Annotated in this window: 12 protein-coding genes and 1 pseudogene; 5 read left to right on the forward strand and 8 right to left on the reverse strand. The window is 69.3% G+C overall.

Annotated elements, in window-relative coordinates:
* Window positions 1-299 precede the first annotated feature (299 nt).
* The 3 genes from otsB to otsA all read left to right on the forward strand — a co-directional run bounded on the left by otsB (window position 300) and on the right by otsA (window position 4487).
* On the forward strand, window positions 300-1163 hold the full coding sequence (gene otsB / locus HTY53_RS23285) for a trehalose-phosphatase (RefSeq protein ID WP_174108970.1): 864 nt from the start codon (window positions 300-302) through the stop codon (window positions 1161-1163).
* A 119-nt stretch (window positions 1164-1282) separates the two neighbouring features.
* Window positions 1283-3040, forward strand: coding sequence for a glycoside hydrolase family 15 protein (locus HTY53_RS23290; RefSeq protein WP_174108995.1), 1758 nt, complete (start codon window positions 1283-1285; stop codon window positions 3038-3040).
* A 55-nt stretch (window positions 3041-3095) separates the two neighbouring features.
* Window positions 3096-4487 carry an alpha,alpha-trehalose-phosphate synthase (UDP-forming) gene (otsA, locus tag HTY53_RS23295; RefSeq protein ID WP_174108971.1) on the forward strand — a complete coding sequence of 464 codons (1392 nt, stop codon included), beginning with the start codon at window positions 3096-3098 and terminating at the stop codon, window positions 4485-4487.
* 165 nt (window positions 4488-4652) lie between these two features.
* On the opposite strand, the gene HTY53_RS23300 is transcribed toward otsA, so the two are convergent.
* From HTY53_RS23300 to HTY53_RS23335, 8 genes and pseudogenes are all read right to left on the reverse strand, one after another.
* A complete protein-coding gene (locus HTY53_RS23300; protein ID WP_174108972.1) occupies window positions 4653-5261 on the reverse strand; it encodes a nucleotidyltransferase family protein in 609 nt (202 codons plus the stop codon).
* Window positions 5243-6271, reverse strand: a complete 1029-nt coding sequence (locus HTY53_RS23305; protein WP_174108973.1) for an XdhC family protein — start codon at window positions 6269-6271, stop codon at window positions 5243-5245. The genes HTY53_RS23300 and HTY53_RS23305 overlap by 19 nt, the downstream gene beginning before the upstream one ends.
* Window positions 6244-6864, reverse strand: coding sequence for a CoxG family protein (locus HTY53_RS23310; RefSeq protein ID WP_174108974.1), 621 nt, complete (start codon window positions 6862-6864; stop codon window positions 6244-6246). The genes HTY53_RS23305 and HTY53_RS23310 overlap by 28 nt, the downstream gene beginning before the upstream one ends.
* A complete protein-coding gene (locus tag HTY53_RS23315) occupies window positions 6855-8120 on the reverse strand; it encodes a vWA domain-containing protein (protein WP_174108996.1) in 1266 nt (421 codons plus the stop codon). Before HTY53_RS23315 ends, HTY53_RS23310 begins: the two co-directional genes overlap by 10 nt.
* 42 nt (window positions 8121-8162) lie before the next feature.
* Window positions 8163-9071, reverse strand: a complete 909-nt coding sequence (locus HTY53_RS23320; RefSeq protein WP_174108975.1) for an AAA family ATPase — start codon at window positions 9069-9071, stop codon at window positions 8163-8165.
* A gap of 114 nt (window positions 9072-9185) precedes the next feature.
* Window positions 9186-10061, reverse strand: a complete 876-nt coding sequence (locus HTY53_RS23325; protein WP_174108976.1) for an FAD binding domain-containing protein — start codon at window positions 10059-10061, stop codon at window positions 9186-9188.
* Between the two features lie 98 nt (window positions 10062-10159).
* Window positions 10160-12529 (reverse strand): annotated as a pseudogene (locus HTY53_RS23330) (xanthine dehydrogenase family protein molybdopterin-binding subunit); the annotation flags it as partial.
* A gap of 13 nt (window positions 12530-12542) precedes the next feature.
* Entirely contained in the window at window positions 12543-13043 is a 501-nt protein-coding gene (locus tag HTY53_RS23335; RefSeq protein WP_174108977.1) for a (2Fe-2S)-binding protein, read from the reverse strand.
* A gap of 455 nt (window positions 13044-13498) precedes the next feature.
* On the opposite strand from HTY53_RS23335, the gene HTY53_RS23340 reads away from it, so the two are divergent.
* Entirely contained in the window at window positions 13499-14077 is a 579-nt protein-coding gene (locus tag HTY53_RS23340) for a YqaA family protein (RefSeq protein ID WP_174108978.1), read from the forward strand.
* A 230-nt stretch (window positions 14078-14307) separates the two neighbouring features.
* Window positions 14308-18282 (forward strand): DUF3683 domain-containing protein, encoded by a 3975-nt coding sequence (locus HTY53_RS23345; protein ID WP_174108979.1) that lies wholly within the window; start codon window positions 14308-14310, stop codon window positions 18280-18282.
* The last annotated feature ends 7 nt before the right edge of the window (window positions 18283-18289 follow it).

Below are 18289 nucleotides of genomic sequence, written 5' to 3' on the forward strand. Positions count from 1 at the left end.
CCGTTGCCTGCACCTTGGCCGCCACCCCGCCCGGTACCGGCACCACGCTTGTGCCGCCCCGGGGCGTCGGCTTTGGCGTTCGGGAAACCGCCAATGATAAAGGATCGGGCGGCGTCGGGTCCGCATGGTGCCGGTACCGGGCGGGGTGGCGGCCAAGGTGCAGGCAACGGTGCAGGCGGCCCGTCGCGCCGCACCGTGCAGTGCGCGCGCCGGCGGCCCGGCTGCTTTGGTGACGCATCCGCCTTGTAGGACGCCGTCCGGTGGACGCTCGTCAAGTGATCGTGTTACGGTGTGCGGCGATGTCATCCCTTCCGCTGATCGATCCCGATAACGCGCTATTCCTCGACTTCGACGGCACGCTGGCCGACCTGGCGCCACGCCCGGAGCTCGTGCAGGTCGAAGCGGGACTGGTGGGAACGCTGCGCACGCTGCACCGTCAGCTGGGCGGCGCGGTCGCGATCGTATCGGGGCGCACCATCGCCGAGCTCGACGCCTTCCTCGCGCCGCTGGAGCTGCCGACCGCAGGCGTGCACGGCGCCGAATTGCGCGACGCCGAGGGGCGGCGGCTCGAAGTCCCCGCGCCCGACCTGGACCGGCTGCACCGCCGCCTCGAAGACTTCGCCCAGGCCCATCCCGGGCTGCGGCTCGAACGCAAGCCGATGGCGCTGGCGGTGCACTACCGCGCGGTGCCCGAGCTCGAAATGCTGGTGCGCGAGCAGGTTGCCCAGGCACTGGGCGACGTCAGCGGGCTGGAAATGCTCCACGGCAAGATGGTGGTCGAGGTCAAACCGGCCGGCGTCACCAAGGGCAGCGCGGTCGAGCTGATCATGCGCTCGCCGCCGTTTGCCGGCCGCATGCCGATCTTCGCCGGCGACGACGTGACCGACGAGGACGGCTTCGCGATGGTGGCCCATCTGGGCGGCGTCGGCGTGCTGGTCGGCCAGCGGCCGAGCGCCGCCACCGTCAGCGTGCCCACGCCGTCGGACCTGCGCGCCTGGCTGCATCGCAGCGCCAGGGCGCTGGACGCAGGCGCAGCGCCGGCCCCGGACGGGCATGCCGCCGGCACCGATACCGTGCCTGCGGCCGCCGCCTCCGCCGGATCGGTCTCTTCGAGCCCGGCCGCCACCGGCTCCAATCCATCCGCGTCCACCACCTCATCCTGACAAGGGGGAAGTTTGTGAGTCAGCCTGAATCCGGGATCGCGCGCAATCGCGCCGACGAGCTCAACAGCGACGGCACCAGGCAGGGCGGGCGATATTGCCCGCCTTCGCTATCGCTGGGCATGATCGGCAATTGCGCGTTCTCGGCGCTGGTCGATTCGCGCGGCCGCATCGTCTGGTGCTGCCTGCCGCGCTTCGACGGCGATCCGGTCTTCAACGCGCTGCTCGACCCGAGCGAGAACGCCGGCCATTTCTCGATCGAGATCGAGGACTTCGCCGAATCGCGCCAATGGTACGAGCCCAACACCGCGGTGCTGCGCACGCGCCTGACCGACCGTCACGGCAACTGCCTCGAGATCACCGACTTCGCGCCGCGTTTCTTCCGCCTCGGCCGCTATTTCCGTCCGCTGACGCTGGTACGCCGCATCCGCCCGATCAAGGGTGCGCCGCGCGTGCGGGTCTGCATCGCGCCGCGCTTCAACTGGGGCCGCACGGTGCCGCAGACCACGCGCGGCAGCAGCCATGTGCGCTTCATCGGTGACGACATGACGCTGCGCATGACGACCGACGCGCCGCTGACCTACGTGATGGCCAACACGCCGTTCCTGGTCACGCAGGGCATGAACTTCATCCTTGGCCCCGACGAAACGCTGCAGCACGGCGTCGACGAGACCGCGCGCGACTTCGAGCAGGAGACCATCGCCTACTGGAAGCTGTGGACGCGCCGGCTGGCGGTGCCGCGCGAATGGCAGGACGCGGTGATCCGCGCGGCCATCACGCTGAAGATGTCGCTGTACGAGGAGACCGGCGCGATCGTCGCCGCGATGACCACCAGCATTCCCGAGGCGCCGCACAGCGGCCGCAACTGGGACTATCGCTTCTGCTGGCTGCGCGATGCCTTCTTCGTGATCCGCGCGCTCAACAGCCTGTCGGAGGTCGGCACCATGGAGGACTATCTGCGCTGGATGTCCAATGTGGTGATGCAGTCCAAGGACGGTCATATCCAGCCGCTGTACGGCATCGGCCTCGAACGCGAACTGCCCGAGAGCGTGCTCGACCATGTCGCCGGCTACCGCGGCATGGGACCGGTGCGGGTCGGCAACCAGGCTCAGGAACACTTCCAGCACGACGTCTACGGCAATGTGGTGCTCGGCGCCGCGCAGGCCTTCCACGACCACCGGCTGCTGCATCGCGGCGGCCCGGCCGAATACCGCGTGCTGGAACAGGTCGGCGAGCAGGCGGTACGCGTGTTCGGCACGCCGGACGCCGGCATGTGGGAGCTGCGCACCCGCGCCCGGGTCCATACCTCGTCCGCGCTGATGAGCTGGGCGGCCTGCGACCGGCTCGCCAAGATCGGCGACAAGCTGCAGCTGCCGGCGCGCGCCGCGTACTGGCGCAAGCACGCGGAGACGATGCGCGAGCGCATCCTGCGCGAGTCGTGGAGCGAGGAACGCCAGGCCTTCGCCGAGAGCTTCGGCGGACGCGAACTCGACGCCAGCGTGCTGCTGATGGCCGAAGTCGGCTTCATCGATCCGCGCGACGCGCGCTTCGTCGCGACGATCGACCGCCTCGAAGAGGTGCTGTGCGACGGCCCCTACATGCGCCGCTACGAGGCACCCGACGATTTCGGCAAGCCCGAGACCGCCTTCAACATCTGCACCTTCTGGCGGATCGATGCGCTGGCGCGCATCGGCCGCAAGGAACAGGCACGCGAGATCTTCGAGGCGATGCTGGCCGCGCGCAATCCGCTCGGCCTGCTGTCCGAGGACACGCATCCGGTCACCGGCGAGATGTGGGGCAATTTCCCGCAGACCTATTCGATGGTCGGCCTGATCAACGGCGCGATGCGCCTGTCGTCGCCATGGGACGCGGTGATCTGAGCCGGCCCCGATTCACCGGGCGGCGCGCGCCGGCGTGTCGCCACACAGGAGGCCTATGTCAAGACTGGTAGCGGTATCCAACCGCGTCGCCGACCCCCGCAATGCCGCCGCCGGCGGACTCGCGGTGGCGCTCGGCGAAACGCTGAATGCCACCGGCGGGCTATGGTTCGGCTGGAGCGGCCGGGTCGTCGAGACCGCGCAGGGTGGCACGCCCGGAGAAGGCGAACTGCATCTGCAGCATGCCGGCGACGTGACGCTGGCCACGGTCGATCTGAGCCGCGAGGACCACGACGCCTACTATCTCGGCTACAGCAATGGCGTGCTGTGGCCGGTGTTCCACTACCGCGTCGACCTGGCCGATTTCGATGCCGGCCATCTGAACGTCTATCGCCGCGTCAACCAGCTGTTCGCGCGCAAGCTGGCGCCGCTGCTGCGGCCGGACGACATGATCTGGATCCACGACTATCACCTGATTCCGCTGGCCGCGGAATTGCGGGCGATGGGATGCGGCCAGCGCATCGGTTTCTTCCTCCATATCCCGTTGCCGCCGCCGCCGATCCTGACCACCATTCCGCAGCACGAATGGCTGATGCGCGCGCTGTTCGCCTACGACCTGATCGGCTTCCAGAGCCAGGCCGACCTCGAGCACTTCGCGCGCTACGCGCAGTCCGAGGCCGGCGCCGAGCCGATGGGCGACCATCGCTACCGCGCCTTCCATCGCACCGTGCGGGCGCAGGCCTTTCCGATCGGCATCGACGTCGACGAGTTCGTGTCGCTGGGCAAGGGCCACGAGGCCCAGGAAACCTACGAGATGATGATGGCCCAGTACGCGCGCCGGCGGCTGCTGCTGGGCGTGGACCGGATGGACTATTCGAAGGGTCTGCCGGAGCGGCTCAAGGCGTTTCAGGCGCTGCTGGCGCAGTATCCCGAGAACCGCTCGAGCGCCACGCTGATCCAGATCGCCGCGCCGTCGCGCGAGTCCGTCGACGCCTATGCCGATCTGCGCCGCCAGCTCGAGGGCATGTCGGGGTCGATCAATGGGGAGTACGGCGAACTCGACTGGATGCCGATCCGCTATATCCACCGCACCACGTCGCGCCGGCGCCTGCCGGGCCTGTGCCGCGCCGCGCGCGTCGCGCTGGTGACGCCGCTGCGCGACGGCATGAATCTGGTGGCCAAGGAGTACATCGCCGCGCAGGACCCCGACGATCCGGGCGTGCTGGTGCTGTCCCGGTTCGCCGGCGCGGCCGAGCAGCTGAAGGAAGCGCTGATGGTCAACCCCTACGATGTCCAGGGCACCGCGCAGGCGATCCAGCAGGCCCTGCACATGCCGCTGGCCGAGCGGCAGAGCCGCCATCAGAAACTGCTCGAGCGCATCCGCGCGCAGGACGTGCACTGGTGGAGCCGGGAATATCTTCGCAGCCTTTCGGAGATCGACCAGGGGTGACCGGGGAGGCCACCTCCCTGTACCCAGCCCTTTCCCCCTGAGAGGGGAGAGGGAGACGGCAATCGGCGAGCGGACGGCCGCCGGGCTTTTCTCCCCTCTCGCTCTGAGGGGCAGAGCGAGACCGCAATCGGCGAGCGGGCAGGCGGCGCGTTCAGCCGCCACCTCTCAACCCAGATCCTCTGGCGTATCGATATCGCGGAACGCGCCGTCGTGATCGGTCAGGATGCGCGTTACCGCCTCACCTTGCAGCAGGCCGCGCGCGCCCTCGTCGCCGTCGAGCCGCAGCAGCGCATCGCGCCAGGCCGGGCCAAAGGCGACCGGATGGCCGCGGCGGCCGTCGCGCCACGGCGCGGCGATCGCGTCGGCGGCGGTCTCCGGCGTGGCAATGCTCAGGGCCACCGCGCGTATCAGTTCGACCGGCAGCCACGGCATGTCCGCCAGCGCCACCAGCCAGCCGCGCGCCTGCGCGCAGGCCTGCACCGCCGCCGCCAGCGCGGCGCCCATGCCGGCCTCGGCGCTGCCCGACACCAGCACCTTGCAGCCGCCCTCGGTCAATTCCCGTTCCAGTTCCGCCATCCCGGGCCGCACCACGGCGATCGCACCGGGCAGCGCGGTGGCCAGCGCGCGGGCGCTGTGCCAGGCCACGGTGCGGCCGTCGGGCAGCGTCTGCAGCAGCTTGTTGCGCGCGCCACTCGGGTCGAAGCGGCGGCCGTAGCCCGCGGCCAGCAGGATGCCGGCCGGCAGATCGGCATCGATCAGCGGCCCGGACTGCATGCGCTGGCCTCGTTGGCCGCCAGTTCGCGTGCGGCCTTGGCGCCTTCCACCTGCAGGATGTCGGGCAGCGATACGTGGTTCTTGGCCGCCACCACCTCGGCCAGGATCGAGATCGCGATCTCGGGCGGCGTGCGGCTGCCGATGTAGATGCCGACCGGGCCATGCAGCCGCGCCAGCTGCGCGTCGTTCAGATCGAATTCCTTGAGCCGCTCGCGCCGCGCCTGGTTGTTGCGCCGCGAGCCCAGCGCGCCGACATAGAAGGCGCGCGTGCGCAGCGCCTCCATCAGCGCCAGATCGTCGAGCTTGGGGTCGTGCGTCAGCGCGATCACCGCGCTGCGCTCGTCCAGCTTCATCTCGATCACGGTGTCGTCCGGCATGGTCCGGACCATGGTGACGCCGGGAATGTCCCAGGTCTCGGTGTATTCCTCGCGCGGATCGCAGACCGTGACCTGGAAGCCCAGGCCCACCGCGATCTGGCACAGGTACTTGGACAGCTGGCCGGCGCCGATCACCAGCATCCGATAGCGCGGCCCGTGGATGGTCACCAGCGTGCGGCCGTCGAAGGTCAGGCCGTCGGTGGCCTCGGCCGGGCCCAGCGTGGCCCTGCCGGTCGCCATGTCGAGGGTGCGGGTCACCAGCTTGCCGTTCTCGACCGCGTCGAGCAGCTCGGCCAGCCCGCTGGCGGCCGTCACCGGCTCGGCCACCAGCTCGATGGTGCCGCCGCAGGGCAGACCGAAGCGGTGCGCCTCCTCGGCGCTGATGCCGTACTTGATCGCCTCCGGTGCGCGGGCCGCGATGCCCTCGCGCCGGACCCGGTCGATGATGTCGTCCTCGATGCAGCCGCCCGACACCGAGCCGACCACCAGCCCGTCGTCGCGCACCGCCAGCATCGCGCCCTCCGGGCGGGGCGACGAGCCCCAGGTCCTGACTACCGTGACCAGCAGCGTGCGGTGGCCTTCGGCGGTCCAGCGCACACTGCTTTTCAGGACTTCGAGATCCACGCTGTCCATGATCGCTTCCGTTTCGTTTGTTCGCCTGCTTGTTCGCCTGTCTGTGCAGCTGACTGTGCAGCTGACTGTGCGCCCGTCGGTTCGGCGCCGGCGGCAGTGACTTGGGTCGATTCGCCGGCCGAAGGTTCACCGGCAGAGCTGTCTCCCGCCTGGCCGCCGCTGACCGCCTCGGAAAAGCGCGTGAAGAAGGTATCCGCCATCTTGCGCGCCGCGCCATCGACCAGCCGCGAGCCGATCTGCGCGATCTTGCCGCCGACCTGCGCCTGCACCGTGTACGACAGCACCGTCTCGTCGCCGTCCGGGTCCAGCCGCACCTTCGCGGTGCCCTTGCCGAAGCCGGCCGCGCCGCCCTGGCCATCGAACGCGATGGTATAGCTGTCCGGCGCCTGGATGTCCTGCAGCGCCATCCGGCCCTTGAACTTCGCCTTCACCGGCCCGACCGCGGCCGTCATGCTCAGCAGATAGGCGTTGTCGCCATCGGGCTCGATACTCTCACATCCCGGAATGCAATGCTGGAGCAGGGCCGTGTCGTTCAGCGCCTCCCAGGCGACCTGCTGCGGCACCGGCAGCCGGTGGGTTTGGGTCATTTCCATGGTGCGGGGTTCTCCTTGGTGTTGGCGGCTCCGTTGGCGGCTCGGAGAGCCGAAGGCGCCGCGAGCAGCGATTCCAGTGCGAACAGGCTGGCCAGATTGTGGGCGGGGCGCAGCGCGTCGACATGCGGCAGGATCGCCTGGACGCCGCGCGCCTGCGGCGTGAAGCCGGCGTAGCGCAGCAGCGGGTTCAGCCAGACGATCCGATGGGCGAAACGCCGCAGACGCGCCATCTCGTCGCCGAGCAGGTCGATCCGTTCGTGGTCGAGCCCGTCGGTGACCAGCAGCACGGTGGCGCGGCCTGCCAGCGTGCGGCGCGCCCACTGGCGATTGAAGGTCGCCAGCGCGGCGCCGATGCGGGTGCCGCCGGCCCAGTCGCGCACCTGCTGCGCGATCGCCTCCACCGCATCGTCGGGATCGCGTTCGCGCAGCGCGCGGCTGATATTGGTCAGCCGCGTGCCGAACAGGAAGACGGACAGCCGCTCGCGCGACTGCATCAGGGCATGACAGAAGTACAGCACCGCGCGCGAATACTGGCTCATCGATCCCGAGATATCGAGCAGCAGCACCAGCGGCGGGCGGCGCTCGGCATGGCGACGGTATTTCCAGCGCAGCCATTCGCCGTGCTGGCGCACGGCCAGCCGCGCGCTGGCGCGCAGGTCGGCATGGGTGCCGTGGGTGGCGGCGCGCAGCCGGCGCGTGCGTTCGGTGGCCAGATGGGTGCGGCGCGAGCGGATCAGGTGCTGCAGCGCGCGCCATTCTTCGGCGGACAGCGTGTCGAAGTCGCGCTGCGCCAGCCGTTCCTGCGCGGAGAAGGTCAGCACCGCGCCGATCCGCTCGACGGCCGGCTCCTCGGCAGCCGCTTGTTTCGCGGCAGGCGGCTCGCGCGCGGCCAGCGCATCGGCGAGCCGGTTGCTGCGGCGGGGCGGCGGCGCGCCGGCCTCGACGCGCGGCAGCAGCAGCGCGCGCAGCTTGCCCTCCCAGTCGGGATCGCGCCAGAACAGATCGAAGGCGGCGTCGAACAGCGGCCGTTGATCGGGGCCGGACAGCATCAGCGCGGCCAGCGTGGCGCGCACCTCGTCGCGCCGGCCGAGATCGACATGCCGCAGCGCCTGCAGCGCGTCGACCGCCTGCGCCGGCGACAGCGGCAGGCCGGCCCCGCGCAGCAGCCGCACGAAATGGGTGATATTGCGCGCCAGTACCGGGAGCACCGGCAGCGCCGTCGGGCCTTCCGGTCCCGTTGCGGGCCGGGGCGACATCGGCACCGAAGGGTTCGCATCGGCTGGCGGGCGCGACGTCACTCAACGCTCCCCGGCCGGCTCCGTCGGCGTGTCGGCCAGCAGCTCGGCCACGGTCGGCCCGTCGACGCGCGCGAGATCGTCCTGATACTTGAGCAGGACGCCGAGCGTGTCGCGCACCGAATCGGGATCGAGCTCCGTCACGCCGAGCGCCGCGAGCGCGCGGCACCAGTCGATCGCCTCGGCGATGCCGGGCGCCTTGAACAGGTCGATGCCGCGCAGCCGGTGCACGAAGTCGATCGCCTGCATCTGCAGCGCCGCGGCGGCTTCCGGGGCGCGGGCGGCGACGATGTCGAGCTCGCGCTGGCGCTCGGGATAGCCGATCCAGCGATAGAGGCAGCGGCGCTTGAGCGCGTCGTGCACCTCGCGCGTGCGGTTCGACGTCATCACGATCAGCGGCGGGCGCTGTGCGGCGATGCGGCCGATCTCGGGAATCGACACCTGGTATTCGGACAGCACCTCGAGCAGGAAGGCCTCGAACGGTTCGTCGGCGCGGTCGATCTCGTCGATCAGCAGCACGCGCGGCACCGCAGGCGCGGCCGGGTCGGGCAGCAGCGCTTCCAGCAGTGGGCGCTTGAGCAGGAATTCGTCGCGGTACAGCGATTGCGCCTCGGGCCGCTCGCCGCGCGCCTCCGCCAGCCGCAGCGCCATGATCTGGCGCGGATAGTCCCATTCGTACAGCGCGCTGGCCGCATCGAGCCCCTCGTAGCACTGCAGCCGCAACAGCTTCGTGCCGAGGCCCGCGGCGATGGCCTGCGCCAGCGCGGTCTTGCCGACGCCGGGCTCGCCCTCGAGAAACAGCGGGCGCTGCATCTTCAGCGCAAGGAACAGCACGGTCGCGGTCTCGCGGTCGGCGAAATATTGTTCGCGCTGGAGCAGCGTCAGGGTCTGGTCGATCGAGTCGGGCAGCATGAAGGCGAGGTTCGACGTGGCAGGCGGGCGGGCAGGGCGGCAGTGCGAGAACGAGGGCGCGGACAGGGCGCCGTGGCGAGACGGCGGACCGGCGAGCCGGCCCGCCGTCCGGACTCAGGACGTCTGCGAGGTCGACTGCGCTGGCGCCTGCCCCAGCGCCTGCTCGACCGCGCGCGCGGCCAGCACCGGGATCAGATGCGCCCGGTACTCGGCCGAGCCGTGCAGATCGTCGTTCAAGCCCTCGGTCGGGATCGTCACGGCGCGCGCCGCCGCGGCGCTGAAGTCGGCCGACAGCGCCCGCTCCAGCGGCTCGCAGCGGAACACCGCGTCGGCGGCGCCGGTCACGGCAACGCGCACGTCGCCCCCGCCGCTGCCGCTGCCATTGCCCCCTGCACCCCCGCCTGCGCCGAAGCCGCGCGCCACCATCACGCCGACCAGCGCAAAGCGCGAGGCCGGATTGCGGAACTTGACGTAGGCCGCCTCGCGCGGGCAGGGGAAGCGCACCGCGGTGATCAGCTCGTCGGGCTCGAGCGCGGTTTCGTACATGCCGACGAAGAAATCGTCGGCGGCGATGCTGCGGCGGTCGGTCACGACGGTGGCGTTCAATGCGAGCACCGCGGCCGGATAGCAGGCGGCGGGGTCGTTGTTGGCGATCGAGCCGCCCAGCGTGCCGAGCGCGCGCACCTGACGGTCGCCGATGCCGCCCGCCAGCGACGCCAGCGCCGGCAGCCGCCGTTTCACCTCCGGATGCGCTTCGACATCGGCGTGCCGCGCGCCGGCGCCGATCACCACCGTGTCGCCCTCGACCCGGATATCGCGGATGCCGGGAATGCGGTTGATATCGACCAGCGTCGACGGCGCGGCCAGGCGCAGCTTCATCGCGGCGATCAGGCTCTGCCCGCCGGCCACGATCTTCGCGTCGGGGTCGCTGCGCAGCAGCGCGGCCGCTGCCTGGGCGTCGGTCGCGCGTTGGAACTGGAATGCGTACATGGAAGTCTCCTCGCGCGTCAGATGGTCCGGGCCGCGGTGGCGGTCTGGTTGGCGGTCTGAGTGGCAGCTGGGGAAGCCCCCGGCGCACCGTCGCCCTGCCTGGCCGCGTGGATCGCCTGCCAGACCCGGTGCGGGGTGGCGGGCATCTGGATGTCGCGCACGCCCAGTGGCGACAGCGCGTCGATCAGCGCGTTGATGAAGGCCGGCGGCGAGCCGATCGCGCCCGCCTCGCCGCAGCCCTTGACGCCCAGCGGGTTGTGCGTGCACGGCGTGCCCTGCGCGGTCTCGACGGTGAAGTCCGGCAGGTCGGCCGCGCGCGGCATCGCGTAGTCCATGTACGAGCCGGTCAGCAGCTGCCCGCTGTCGCCGTCGTAGACGCACTGCTCCAGCATCGCCTGCCCCAGCCCCTGGCCGATGCCGCCGTGCACCTGCCCTTCGACGATCATCGGATTGATGATGTTGCCGAAGTCGTCGACCGCGGTGAACTTGACCACCTGCGTCTCGCCGGTGTCCGGGTCGACCTCGACCTCGCAGACATAGGCGCCGGACGGATAGGTGAAGTTGGTCGGGTCGTAGAACGCGTTCTCGTTCAGGCCCGGCTCCAGCCGGTCGAGCGGGTAGTTATGCGGCACATAGGCCGACAGCGCGACCTCGCCGAAGGTCTTGCTGCGGTCGGTACCGGCGACGCGGAATACGCCGTTGCTGAACTCGATGTCGTCGGCCGACGCTTCGAGCAGATGCGCGGCGATCTGCCTGGCCTTGGCCTCGATCTTGTCGAGCGCCTTGACGATGGCCGAGCCGCCGACCGCCAGCGAGCGCGAGCCGTAGGTGCCCATGCCGAAGGGCACGCGGCCGGTGTCGCCGTGCACCACTTCGACGGCGTCGAGCGGGATGCCCAGCCGGTCGGCCACCACCTGCGCGAAGGTGGTCTCGTGTCCCTGGCCGTGGCTGTGCGAGCCGGTGAAGACCGTCACGGTGCCGGTCGGGTGGACGCGGATCTCGCCGACCTCGAACAGGCCGGCGCGCGCGCCGAGCGCCCCGGCGATATTCGATGGCGCCAGACCGCATGCCTCGATATAGCAGGAGTAGCCGAGACCGCGCAGCTTGCCGCGGCGCTGAGCCTCGTCGCGCCGGGCCGGGAAGCCGGCCACGTCGGCCAGTTCCTGCGCGCGCTGCAGGCAGGGCTCGTAGTCGCCGGTGTCGTAGGTCAGGCCGACCGGCGTGGCGTAGGGGAAGCTGCGGATGAAATTGCGGCGGCGCAGTTCGGCCGGATCGATGCCGAGCTCGCGCGCCGCGGTCTCGACCAGGCGCTCGACCACATAGGTCGCCTCGGGACGGCCCGCGCCGCGATAGGCGTCGACCGGCGCGGTATTGGTGAACACCGCGGTGACCTCGGCGTAGATCGCCGGGGTCGCGTACTGGCCGGCCAGCAGCGTCGCGTACAGGATGGTCGGCACGCTCGAGGCGAAGGTCGACAGGTAGGCGCCCATGTTGGCGGTCGTATGGACCCGCATCGCCAGGAACTTGCCGTCGGCATCGAGCGCGAGTTCGGCGCGCGTGACATGGTCGCGGCCGTGGGCGTCGGTCAGGAAGGACTCGGAACGCTCGGCGGTCCACTTGATCGGCCGTTTGACCTTCTTCGAGGCCCAGGTCAGCGCGACGTCCTCCGGATACAGGAAGATCTTCGAGCCGAAGCCGCCGCCGACGTCGGGCGCGATCACGCGCAGCCGCGATTCCGGCAGGCCCAGCACGAAGGCGCCCATCAGCAGCCGCTCGACGTGCGGGTTCTGGCTGGCAACGTACAGCGTATAGCTGTCGTCCTGGCGGTTGTAGCTCGCGTTGACCGCGCGCGGCTCGATTGCGTTGGGCACCAGCCGGTTGTTGACGATCTCCAGCGTGGTCACGTGCGCGGCCTTCTCGAAGGCGGCATCGGTGGCGGCGCGGTCACCGTGGCCCCAGACGTAGCAGGTATTGGCCGGCACGTCGTCGTGCACCAGCGTGGTGGCCGACGTCGCGTCGGCGGTGCGCACCACCGCCGGCAGTTCTTCGTAATCGACCTCGATTTTCTCGGCGGCGTCGCGCGCCTGCTGCAGCGTCTCGGCCACCACCAGCGCGACCTGGTCGCCGACATGGCGGACCTTGCCCTGCGCCAGTACCGGATGTGGGGGCTCCTTCATCGGCGAGCCGTCGATGCTGTGGATCAGCCAGCCGCAGGGCAGGCCGCCGACCTTGTCGGCCGCCATGTCGTCGCCGGTGAAGACGCCGATCACGCCGGGCGAGGCCATCGCCTCGCGCGTATCGATCGAACGGATGCGCGCGTGCGCATAGGGGGAGCGGACGAAATAGCCGTAGCTCTGCTGCGGCTGCACGATGTCGTCGGTGTACTGGCCGATGCCGGTCAGGTAGCGGTAGTCTTCCTTGCGCTTGACGGAGGCGCCGACCAGCCGTGGAGTCTCGGGTGCGTTCATGGCGGGGTCCTCCTTACTCGGCCGAGGCGGTGGCCGGTGCAGCGGTACCGGCCATCGCGGCCTGGCCCTGCTGCACCGCGCGCACGATGTTGTGATAGCCGGTGCAGCGGCACAGATTGCCGTCCAGATGCGCGCGGATCGTCGCGGCGTCCGCGTTCGGGCGCTCCTGCACCAGCGCGGTCGCGCTCATCACCATGCCAGGCGTGCAGAACCCGCATTGCAGGCCGTGGCAGTCGCGGAAGGCGGCCTGCATCGGGTGCAGTTCGCCGTCGGGCGCCAGCCCTTCGATGGTGGTCACCTCGGCACCGTCCGCCTGCACCGCCAGCAGGTTGCACGACTTCACCGCCCGGCCGTCCAGATGCACGGTGCAGGCGCCGCATTGCGCGGTGTCGCAACCGACATGGGTGCCGGTCAGGCGCAGCTGTTCACGCAGGAATTGGACGAGAAGGGTGTGGGGTTCGACCTGAGCGTCGACGGACTTGCCGTTGACGGTCAGGCGGATCGGAATCGCCATGCTGGTCTCCATGTGGGTGGACGCACATGGCCGGCTCCGAACATCCCGCGTGTATCCCGAAAATGCGCGGTGGCTGCCCGGAACAGGCTACGGCGCGTGGCTGCCGCTTGTTGGGACGCGGCTATTTCGTGATAGTGGTGCAGCGATCTTGGTGCAGCGATTGGTGCAGCGATTGTGCAGCGGTTCGGGCAGATCGACTGCTCGATCGACTGCCGGAGCGACTGCGGGCGACGGGCGATCCGTCGCGCCCGCCGGCCAGTGAACCATAGGCTGGCAAAGGCTCTAACAGTAAATCACAAATCCCTGGGGTGTGCCATGCGGGTTGCCCCGCCGGGCCTTGCTAGAATGGCCGGCCGCGAGCGGGACCGCACGCAGCCGCGGACATCCGCGCCGCCGCGTTCGTTCGCGCCGGCCGCCATCTTCGTCCCGAACCCCACCAACGAACGACCGCATTGATGGAAGGCCTGATCGACTGGCTGTTCGAAACCGCCGCGCTGCCCAAGGTAGGACTGAGCGCCATCTTTCTCGTCAGCCTGCTGTCGGCAACGCTGCTGCCGGTCGGCTCCGAGCCCGCCGTGTTCGGCTATATCAAGCTCAATCCCGACATGTTCTGGCCGGCCCTGCTGGTGGCCACCGCCGGCAACACGGCCGGCGGCGCCATCGATTGGTGGCTGGGCTATGCGGCCAAGCTGGCGCTGGTTCGCTACCACCTGCGGCGCCAGCATCGCGAGCACGAGCGCGAGCATGCCGAGCATCGCAAGCACCCCCGCAAGCCGCGCAAGCCGCCGCTGGACGCGCGCTACTTCCGCTGGATGCGCCGACTCGGCCCGAAGACGCTGCTGCTGTCGTGGCTGCCGATGTTGGGTGACCCATTGTGCACATTAGCCGGTTGGCTGCGGCTGCCGTTCTGGCCGAGTCTGGGCTATATGGCGGTCGGCAAGCTGCTGCGCTATCTGGCGATGACCAGCGCGCTGCTGTGGATTCCGGACAGTTTCTGGCAGCGGCTGGGCGACAGCATGAAGGCGTGGTTCTAGCCCTGTCGCCCCGTCGCAGGCGGGAACCCGGCGTCGTTGAAGTCCGCTCACGGAGCAAAGCTGCCGGACCCGCGCGTTCGCGCGGGCGACGGCACCAGGTGCCGCCAGCCCTGTCCCCAGCGCGGGTATGGGATTGCTGCGCCGCGGCAAAACGGCCCCTTGCAGTACAATCGCGCTTTAGTTGACGACAGGCGCACCGTCCCCGTGCGCCGCATGCCGCGGTCCCGCCCATGAATGCCCCACTCGTGCTCGACGCCAAGCTCGCCGCGCAGGACGCCCCTCCGCGCCTGCGCGAGATCCCCTATAACTACACCTCCTTTTCCGACCGCGAGATCGTGATCCGCCTGCTGGGCGAGGTGGCCTGGCGGATTCTGGACGAGCTGCGCGGCGAGCGCCGCACCGGCCGTTCGGCGCGGATGCTGTACGAGGTGCTGGGCGATATCTGGGTGGTACGCCGCAATCCGTATCTGCAGGACGACCTGCTCGAGAACCCCAAGCGCCGCGAGATGCTGATCTCCGCGCTGCATCACCGCCTGGCCGAGATCGAGAAGCGCCGCGCGGCCGACCGCGCCGAGCATGCCGAGCCGGCCGCCGAGGATCGCTCGCATCGCGTCGAGCAGCTGGTCACCTTCGCCCGCCAGGCGATCGACGAATTCAAGCGCGAGTTCACCGACGCCTACGAACTGCGCAAGCGCGCGCTGCGCGTGCTGGGCCGCGTCACGCAGAAGGACAACATCAAGTTCGACGGGCTCTCGCGCGTGTCGCATGTGACCGACGCCACCGACTGGCGCGTCGAATACCCGTTCGTGGTGCTGACGCCCGACACCGAGGAAGAGATCGCCGGGCTGGTCAAGGGCTGCTTCGAACTGGGCCTGACCATCATTCCGCGCGGGGGCGGCACCGGCTACACCGGCGGCGCCGTGCCGCTGACGCCGCTATCCGCGGTGATCAATACCGAGAAGCTCGAGCAACTGGGGCCGGTCGAAGAGACCGAGCTGCCGGGCGTGCAGGGCAAGGTCGCCACCATCTTCTCCGGCGCCGGCGTGGTGACGCGCCGCGTCGCCGATGCCGCCGACAAGGCCGGACTGGTGTTCGCGGTCGATCCGACCTCGATCGACGCGTCCTGCATCGGCGGCAACGTCGCGATGAACGCCGGCGGCAAGAAGGCCGTGCTGTGGGGCACCGCGCTGGACAACCTGGCCTGGTGGCGCATGGTGGATCCGGAGGGCAACTGGCTCGAGGTCACGCGGCTGGACCACAACCTGGGCAAGATCCACGACGTGCCGGTCGCCACCTTCGAGCTGAAGTGGTTCGACGGCAATCGCGCGCCGGGCGAGAAGCTGCTGCGCAGCGAGACGCTGGCGATCGAGGGCCGCAAGTTCCGCAAGGAAGGGCTGGGCAAGGACGTCACCGACAAGTTCCTGGCGGGCCTGCCGGGCGTGCAGAAGGAAGGCTGCGACGGCATCATCACCAGCGCGCGCTGGATCCTGCATCGGATGCCGCGCCATATCCGCACGGTCTGTCTGGAATTCTTCGGCCAGGCCCGCGACGCGATTCCCAGCATCGTCGAGATCAAGGACTTCCTCGACATCGAGTCGAAGACGCCGGGCGGCGCGATTCTCGCCGGCCTCGAGCATCTGGACGAGCGCTATCTGCGCGCAGTGGGCTACGCCACCAAGAGCAAGCGCAACGCCTTCCCGAAGATGGTGCTGATCGGCGATATCGTCGGCGACGACGAGAACGCGGTCGCGCGCGCCACCTCCGAAGTGATCCGCATGGCCAACGGCAAGAGCGGCGAGGGCTTCGTCGCGATCAGCCCCGAGGCGCGCAAGAAGTTCTGGCTCGACCGTTCGCGCACCGCCGCGATCGCGCGCCACACCAACGCCTTCAAGATCAACGAAGACGTGGTGATCCCGTTGAACCGGATGGGCGAATACACCGACGGCATCGAGCGCATCAATATCGAACTGTCGATCAAGAACAAGCTCAAGCTCGCCGACGAGCTGGAGAGCTTCTTCGCGCGCGGCAACCTGCCGCTGGGCCGCAGCGACGACGCCAACGAGATCCCGAGCGCCGAGCTGCTGGAGGACCGCGTGCAGCAGGCGCTGACGCTGCTGCGCGACGTGCGCGCGCGCTGGATGTACCTGCGCGACAACCTCGATACGCCGTTGACGCAGGCCCGCGCCGCGCTGATCGGCCACGGCCTGGGCCTGCTGGGACCGGCGTTCGAGGCGCGCCTGGCGCAGCAGCCCGATGCCGCCGTGTTCCACCTGCTGCAGGACCGCACCATCCGCGTGTCGTGGAAGAACGAGCTGCGCGCGGAGCTGCGCAAGATCTTCAACGGCGGCGAGTTCAAGCCGATCCTCGACGAGGCGCAGAAGATCCACAAGCAGGTGCTGCGCGGCCGCGTCTTCGTCGCGCTGCACATGCACGCCGGCGACGGCAACGTGCATACCAACATCCCGGTCAACTCCGACGACTACGACATGCTGCAGGACGCCCACAAGGCGGTGGCCCGCATCATGGCGCTGGCGCGTTCGCTCGACGGCGTGATTTCCGGCGAGCACGGCATCGGCATCACCAAGCTCGAATTCCTGACCGAGGAAGAAATCGGCGACTTCCGCCAGTACAAGCAGCGCGTCGATCCGCAGGGCCGCTTCAACAAGGGCAAGCTGCTGCCCGGCGCCGACCTGCGCAATGCCTACACGCCGTCGTTCGGCCTGATGGGGCACGAGTCGCTGATCATGCAGCAGAGCGACATCGGCGCGATCGCCGACAGCGTCAAGGACTGCCTGCGCTGCGGCAAGTGCAAGCCGGTGTGCGCGACGCACGTGCCGCGTGCCAATCTGCTTTACAGCCCGCGCAACAAGATTCTGGCGACCTCGCTGCTGATCGAAGCCTTCCTGTACGAGGAGCAGACCCGCCGCGGCGTGTCGATCAAGCACTGGGACGAGTTCTCCGACGTGGCGGACCACTGCACCGTCTGCCACAAGTGCGTGACGCCGTGCCCGGTCAAGATCGACTTCGGCGACGTGTCGATGAACATGCGCAACCTGTTGCGCAAGATGGGGCAGAAGAAATTCAACCCCGGCACCGCGGCGGCGATGTTCTTCCTGAACGCGACCAATCCGCAGACCATCAACATGACCCGCAAGGTCATGATGGACTGGGGCTACAAGGCGCAGCGCGCCGGCAACGAGCTGATGAAGACGCTGGCGCGCAAGCAGACCGCGCATCCGCCCGCCACGGTCGGCAAGCCGCCGGTGCGCGAGCAGGTGATCCACTTCGTCAACAAGAAGATGCCGGGCAACCTGCCCAAGAAGACCGCGCGCGCGCTGCTCGATATCGAAGACAACGAGATCGTGCCGATCATCCGCAATCCGAAGGCGACCTCGGTCGAGAGCGAGGCGGTGTTCTACTTCCCGGGCTGCGGCTCGGAGCGGCTGTTCTCGCAGGTGGGGCTGGCCACGCAGGCGATGCTGTGGCACGTCGGCGTGCAGACCGTGCTGCCGCCGGGCTATCTGTGCTGCGGCTATCCGCAGCGCGGCACCGGCCAGTTCGACAAGGCCGAGAAGATCGTCACCGACAACCGCGTGCTGTTCCACCGGGTCGCCAATACGCTGAACTACCTCGACATCAAGACAGTGGTGGTCAGCTGCGGCACCTGCTACGACCAGCTCGCCGGCTATGAATTCGAGAAGATCTTCCCGGGCTGCCGCATCGTCGATATCCACGAATATCTGCTGGAGAAGGGCGTCAAGCTCGAGGGCGTGACCGGGGCCCGCTACATGTATCACGACCCCTGCCACACGCCGATCAAGACGATGGACCCGACCAGGCTGGTCAACCAGCTGATGGGCGGCAACGGCGAGGCCGGCAACATCGAGAAGAACGAGCGCTGCTGCGGGGAATCGGGCACGCTGGCGGTCACGCGCCCGGACGTGTCGACGCAGGTCCGCTTCCGGAAGGAAGAGGAAATGCGCAAGGGCGCCGGCAAGCTGCGCGCAGACGGCTTCGACGGCGACGTCAAGATCCTGACCAGCTGCCCGTCGTGCCTGCAGGGGCTGTCGCGCTACAACGAGGACGCCTCGGTGCAGGCCGACTACATCGTGGTCGAAATGGCCCGCCATCTGCTGGGCGAGAACTGGATGCCCGACTACGTCGCCGCGGCCAACGCGGGCGGCATCGAACGGGTGCTGGTGTGAGGGGCCG

This window comes from Cupriavidus gilardii (assembly GCF_013314895.1).
In the GTDB taxonomy this organism is placed as follows: Bacteria; Pseudomonadota; Gammaproteobacteria; order Burkholderiales; family Burkholderiaceae; genus Cupriavidus; species Cupriavidus gilardii_C.